Origin of the sequence: Azonexus sp., from assembly GCF_036170495.1 — a bacterium.
In the GTDB taxonomy this organism is placed as follows: Bacteria; Pseudomonadota; Gammaproteobacteria; order Burkholderiales; family Rhodocyclaceae; genus Azonexus.
On record NZ_JAVHPH010000085.1, the window covers coordinates 1 to 5,907 of the forward strand.

A 5,907-nucleotide genomic window follows, 5' to 3' on the forward strand; every position below is an offset into this window, starting at 1 on the left:
TTGCCGCAATCGCCCGCGTGCTGGCGCGCCATCTGGGTCGAGTCCAGCCGGACAACGCAATGCTGACCGGACTGGTGCACAACATCGGCATTTTTTACCTGCTGTTTCGGGCGGCGGAATACCCCGAATACCGCAATGACGAGGCCGCCATGATCGAACTGCTGGCTGGCTGGCACGAAGGGATAGGCGAGAGCCTGTTGCACATTCTCGGGCTACCGGCGTCGATCACCGACGCCGTGCGCGACCAGAGCCATTTGAGCCCGGTCGAAACGCCCTGCACCATCAGCGATATTCTTTATTTTGCCATCGCGCTAGCTGACAACGGCCTGCCATGGCAAAACAACACACATGACGCCGATGAAGAGGCAAGGCGCGAAGCTGACCGGGCACGCTATGCCGATCTGCTGCAGACGGCCGAAGAAGACATCGTCGAATTGCGCGCTGCGCTTTCTGCCTGAACCTGCGGACATCCTGATAGTCTGAAGTCCAGCCAGCCGCAAATTTGGCATTCCCCGACCTCGGTTGTAAGGATTCGGGAAAAATGCCGACGGTTGGGCACGCAAGCTTCCAGGCACTACCATGCTGATCCACCACGGCCCGACCATCCAAAACGCTGAAATCACCGCCCCCAATTTTATGCAGGTCGGCGGTCTATATGCCGGCATGGATTTACGGAAAAATTTCTGACATGAGCTTCAACCCCGACAATCGCCAACTGGGCGGCATCAAAACAGCCCTCTTCGCCCTCTGCCTGATCCCCGCGCTGCGCCTGGCCTGGGCCGCCTACACCGACGATTTCGGCGCCAACCCGGTCGAATTCGTCCAGCGTTGGACGGGCACCTGGACCTTCAACTTCCTGCTTATCACGCTCTGCGTAACGCCGCTACGGGCGATCACGCAAATACACTGGCTGACGCGGCTGCGGCGCATGCTCGGGCTATTTTGTTTTTTCTACGCCACGCTGCACTTCCTGAGTTTCATCGGCTTCGACCATGACTTCGTGATCGACGACATCGCCAAGGATATTTTCAAGCGCCCCTTCGTGACGGTCGGCTTTGCTGCCTTTCTCTTGCTCGTGCCACTGGCCGCAACCTCGAACAACTGGGCGATTCGCCAGCTGGGCGGGCGGAAGTGGCAGGAACTGCACCGCAGCATCTACCTGATCAGCATTCTCGCCACGGTGCATTATTTCTGGCTGGTCAAGGCTAGCGCGCTGCTCTGGCCGCTGGCTTACTCCATCGCCGTGGCCATGCTACTCGGCTGGCGGATTCGCGAACGCAAGCGCAAGGCGATCCCGGTACCGCAGAGTGCGGCTGTCAAGCCATTGAAATTCTTCAAGCAGAAGCCGAATTGATCGCGCCGGGCATTTCCACGGTCAACCGGAAATAACAGCCAAAATCGAAATGCCGCTCAGCCCTTGCGCGGCAGGTCGAAGCGAACGATGGCACGGCCGTCTGGCGTTTTCTTCGGCTCGGCCTTCCAGGCGTGGCCGTAGATGACCTCGAAGGTCGCCGGCAGCCGGCCATCCTTGCGCATCGCTTCGTAGGCCGCCTTGCCGTTTTCCCAGGATTTCCGGCCGGTCATCCCGTGGCGCCGGGCTTTCATGGCGCACGACGAGCCGGCAGCGCGCAATTCGGCGAACATGGCGTCCACATCGTCGTAGGTCAGCGTGATGACTTCCATGTCCATCACCGGGTCGGCGAAACCGCAGCCGACCAGCATGTCGCCGAGGTCGTGCATGTCGGCAAAACGCTGGGTATGGGCGTAGCCATCGGCAAACGCTGACCGCAATTCCTTGAGCGTATCCGGGCCAAGCGTCGAGAACATGAGCAGGCCGCCGACTTCGAGCACACGATGCGTTTCGGCCAGTGCTGGAATCGGATCGTCCAGCCAGTGCAACAGCAGGTTGGACCAGACGATTGCGGTCGACCGCGATTTCAGGGGCAAATTGGCCGCATCGGCAGCGAGGCGAAGCGGCTCGGCGTTCCTGCCGATGCCGAGCCAGTGTTGCCAGGCGGCACGCGGGGTACGGCCGGCAGAAAGCATGGCCGGCGCAACGTCCAGACCGATCAGTTCAGCCTTGGGATAACGGGCGGACAAGCCCGGAAAGCTCCCGCCACGACTGCAACCGAGGTCGAGAATCCGCTTCGGTTCGACCTTGACGAAATCGAGCCGCTCTTGCATCCGGCGATCGACTTCACGGGCGAAAAAATCGCCTTCGCCGTAACTTGCCGCGACTCGGGCGAAGCGCCGACCGACATGCTGCCGGTCGACGAAACCCGAGTGAGAACTTGCCAGGCTCAAATCGCCTTGACGCCGAGACGGGCAAACAAGGCGTCGTCGCGTTCGATGTCGGGATTGCCGGTGGTCAGCAGGAAATCGCCGTAGAACATCGAATTGGCACCGGCCAGGAAGCACAGGGCCTGCAGTTCGTCGCTCATTTCCTGACGACCGGCCGACAGGCGAACCCAGGAAGTCGGCATCATGATGCGGGCCGCGGCGATGGTGCGCACGAACTCGAACGGGTCGAGCCTATCCTTGTCAGCCAGCGGCGTACCGGGAATCGGCACGAGGTTGTTGATTGGCACCGACTCCGGCGCCTTGGGCAGATTGGCCAGCTGGACGAGCAGGCCAGCGCGGTTCTTGCGCGACTCGCCCATGCCAATGATGCCGCCCGAACAGACGTTGATGCCGGCATCGCGGACCTGTTCGAGCGTATCGAGGCGGTCGTCCTGGGTGTGCGTCTTGATGACCTGACCGTAGAACTCCTTGTCGGTATCCAGATTATGGTTGTAGTAGTCGAGGCCGGCGTCCTTGAGCTTTTCCGCCTGGCCTTCCTTGAGCATGCCGAGCGTCACGCAGGTCTGCATGCCCAGCGCCTTCACTTCGCGAACCATGTCGAGTACGCGATCGAGATCGTTGTCCTTCGGCCCCTTCCAGGCGGCGCCCATGCAGAAGCGCGAAGCCCCCTTGGCCTTGGCGGCCTGAGCGGCGGCAACCACCTCGTTGAGCGGCATCAGGCGTTCGCGCTCGGTATCGGTGTCGTAGCGGGCCGACTGCGAGCAATAGCTGCAATCTTCCGAGCAGCCGCCGGTCTTGACCGAAAGCAGCGTCGAGCGTTGAATGGCGTTCGGATCGAAGTTTTCGCGGTGCACACCCTGCGCCTGCCAGATCAGGTCCATCAACGGCAACTCGTAGAGGGCGAGCACGTCAGCAACCGTCCAGAGACGGGTGGAAACAGACTGGGAAACAGACGAAACAGCGGCGACGGAGCTAGCTTGCATGGAAGGCCTTGCGTGAAAAATGCTATAAAAATCAGACACGAAACGTATCGGTAATTATGGATTATCGCGGACACGCTGGCTGGCTGTCAATTTTACCCCAGCCCGATGGGCTCAAACGGCTCAGCCGGAAAATCCTCGATGCCGCCTTGCCGGGCAGCTGCCTGCTCTGCAGCGCCGACAGCCGGGGAAACCTGCTTTGTCCGCCGTGCACGAACGATCTTCCGCCGTTGCCCGAGGCCCTGTGCCCGATCTGCGCCGCGCCGACCACGCATGGCGAACGTTGCGGTGCCTGCCTGCGCGAGACGCCGTATTTCGACCGGAGCATCGCCCTTTATTGCTACGATTTTCCGGTTGATCGCCTCGTTCATGCCCTCAAGTACGGGCACCAACTGGCGGTGGCCAACTGGGCCGGGCAAAAGCTGGCCGGACTGACCGATGCCGACGCCTTCGATTGCCTCGTCCCCCTGCCTTTGCACCCCGAACGTCTGCAGGAACGAGGTTTCAACCAGTCCGCCGAGATCGCCAGGGCATTTCAATTTTGGGCAAAAATTCCGGTTGACCGTGGGAACGTCCTGCGCACGCGGGTGACGCAGCCACAAGCCAGCATGCCGCACAAGGAACGCCACAAAAACGTGCGCGGCGCCTTCGAGTGTCGGCAGGACTTTACCGGCCAGCGCCTGCTACTTATCGACGACGTGATGACCACCGGCGCCACGGCCAACGAATGCGCCCGGGTGCTCAAACTGCATGGCGCCGCCGAGGTCACGGTCGCCGTCATCGCCCGCGCGCTAAGGCACTGAAACCGTGCTCTAATTCGTCCCCTTCATCGCTCGAAAGCCGCCGCGTGTTTGCTGTCGTTCTCTACCAGCCCGAAATTCCGCCCAACACGGGCAATATCATTCGTCTGTGCGCCAACACCGGGGCCGAGTTGCACCTGGTCGAGCCGCTCGGCTTCGACATCACCGACAAGGGCTTGCGCCGGGCCGGACTGGATTATCACGAATACGCCCGCGTCGTGCATCACGCCGACTGGGCCGCCTGCAAGGTGGCACTGGCCGGCCGGCGCCTGTTTGCCATAACGACCAAGGGCACGGGCAGTCCGTTCGATACGGCGTTGCAGGAAAACGACGTGTTTGTTTTTGGTCGCGAAACCAGCGGCCTACCGCCCGAAGTGCTCGCCGGGTTTCCGCCGCAACATCGACTGCGCCTGCCGATGCAGGCCGGACAGCGCAGCCTCAATCTCTCCAACGCTGCCGCCGTCACCGTCTTCGAAGCCTGGCGCCAGGCCGGTTTTACGGGCTCGAACTAAGCCAATTCTTCTTTTGGATCGCGCGCCATCAACTGCTCGACGGCCTGCGCGGCAGTCAGACGACCATCCAGCACGGCCGCCACGGCGGCACTGATCGGCATATCGACGCCGAGCTGGCTCGACAGGCGATCCACTTCGCGGGCGGTATAAACGCCTTCGGCGACATGGCCGAGCTCTTCGAGAATCTGCGGCAGGGATTTGTTCTGAGCCAGGGCCAGACCGACGCGACGGTTGCGCGACAAGTCGCCGGTACAGGTCAGGATCAGGTCGCCCATGCCGGCCAGCCCCATGAAAGTCTGCCGATCAGCACCGAGCGCCAAGCCAAGCCGGGCAATTTCGGCCAGGCCGCGGGTCATCAGCGCTGCCCGGGAATTCAGGCCCAGCCCAAGTCCATCGCAAACGCCTGTGGCAATGGCCAACACATTCTTGACGGCACCACCGACCTCGACGCCAACCAGATCATCGTTGGCGTAGATGCGCAAACGCGCCGTATGGAGTTGGCGCGCCGTTTCGCGGGCGAAGGCCGGGTCGCTACCGGCCAGCGCCACGGCGGTCGGCTGCCCGGCCGCCACTTCCTCGGCAAAGCTGGGGCCGGACAACGCGCCGCACAAGACCTGCTGGCCGAGCACCTCACTCACCACCTGGTGCGGTAGCTTGCCCGTTCCCGCCTCGAATCCCTTGCACACCCACAACACCGGCAGCGCGCAGCCGATCGCCTTGAGGCGTTCGACCGTCGGCCGCAAGCCGGCAATCGGCGTCGCCACGATGAGCAATTCCGCGCCAGCCACGGCGGCCTCGAAATCCGTCGCCACCGCAACCGAATCGGGCAACTTGTAGCCCGGGAAAAAACGGTGGTTTTCGCGCGTCGCCACCAGGTCGGCGGCAACATCCTCTTCGCGCGACCACAGCGTCAACTCATGCTTGCCGGCAAAGGCAATCGACAGCGCCGTGCCCCAGGCGCCAGCGCCAAGTAGCGTGACTTTCATAGACCCCAGACCTGCGTCGAACGAATGTAGCCGGTCGCGCCGTCGCGATGGCGCACCTTGGCCCAGCCCGGCGAAGCGGGTTCGATGAATTCAACGGCCACCCATTTGTCCAGTTCGGCCAGAACCGGGGATTCCGGCTTGTCCGACGGGTGGATTTCCGCCTTCGGCGCGGTCACGACGAGCGTCCGTTTGTCCACGAGATTGCGCGACTCCAGCCAGGCCAGCGTGCCTTCGGCATCGCGCACCTTGCACCAGCCCTCGAGCTTGACGACCACCTCGACCGGCGTCTGCGCCTTGATCAGGTAGAGCTTCTTGCCCTGCAGCGACG

At 62.4% G+C, this 5,907-nt stretch carries 8 protein-coding genes; 4 read left to right on the forward strand and 4 right to left on the reverse strand.

Annotation, left to right across the window (positions count from 1 at the left end; translation table 11 throughout):
- Both ADADOO_RS02800 and msrQ read left to right on the forward strand, forming a co-directional pair.
- On the forward strand, positions 1-458 hold a 458-nt coding region (locus ADADOO_RS02800; protein ID WP_511274829.1), incomplete at its 5' end, for an HDOD domain-containing protein.
- Between the two features lie 230 nt (positions 459-688).
- The gene (msrQ, locus tag ADADOO_RS02805; protein WP_511274831.1) at positions 689-1,354 is read left to right on the forward strand and encodes a protein-methionine-sulfoxide reductase heme-binding subunit MsrQ; all 666 of its coding nucleotides are present in this window, start codon (positions 689-691) and stop codon (positions 1,352-1,354) included.
- A gap of 56 nt (positions 1,355-1,410) precedes the next feature.
- Here msrQ and ADADOO_RS02810 read toward each other — a convergent pair whose 3' ends face one another.
- Both ADADOO_RS02810 and bioB read right to left on the reverse strand, forming a co-directional pair.
- A complete protein-coding gene (locus tag ADADOO_RS02810; RefSeq protein ID WP_511274833.1) occupies positions 1,411-2,304 on the reverse strand; it encodes a methyltransferase domain-containing protein in 894 nt (297 codons plus the stop codon).
- Complete coding sequence (bioB, locus tag ADADOO_RS02815; RefSeq protein WP_511274834.1) at positions 2,301-3,284, reverse strand: biotin synthase BioB; 984 nt, start codon at positions 3,282-3,284, stop codon at positions 2,301-2,303. Before bioB ends, ADADOO_RS02810 begins: the two co-directional genes overlap by 4 nt.
- A 56-nt stretch (positions 3,285-3,340) precedes the next feature.
- Here bioB and ADADOO_RS02820 point away from each other — a divergent pair, with 56 nt between their 5' ends.
- Together ADADOO_RS02820 and ADADOO_RS02825 are read left to right on the forward strand one after the other, a co-directional pair.
- Positions 3,341-4,084, forward strand: coding sequence for a ComF family protein (locus ADADOO_RS02820; protein WP_511274835.1), 744 nt, complete (start codon positions 3,341-3,343; stop codon positions 4,082-4,084).
- A gap of 44 nt (positions 4,085-4,128) precedes the next feature.
- The gene (locus ADADOO_RS02825; RefSeq protein WP_511274837.1) at positions 4,129-4,593 is read left to right on the forward strand and encodes a tRNA (cytidine(34)-2'-O)-methyltransferase; all 465 of its coding nucleotides are present in this window, start codon (positions 4,129-4,131) and stop codon (positions 4,591-4,593) included.
- Here the strand turns inward: ADADOO_RS02825 and ADADOO_RS02830 are convergent.
- Positions 4,590-5,579 (reverse strand): NAD(P)H-dependent glycerol-3-phosphate dehydrogenase, encoded by a 990-nt coding sequence (locus tag ADADOO_RS02830; RefSeq protein ID WP_511274839.1) that lies wholly within the window; start codon positions 5,577-5,579, stop codon positions 4,590-4,592. The two genes, ADADOO_RS02825 and ADADOO_RS02830, sit on opposite strands and share 4 nt — an antisense overlap.
- Positions 5,576-5,907, reverse strand: a 332-nt coding sequence (locus tag ADADOO_RS02835; protein WP_511274841.1) for an SH3 domain-containing protein, incomplete at its 5' end; no start/stop codon positions are given. The genes ADADOO_RS02830 and ADADOO_RS02835, both read right to left, overlap by 4 nt.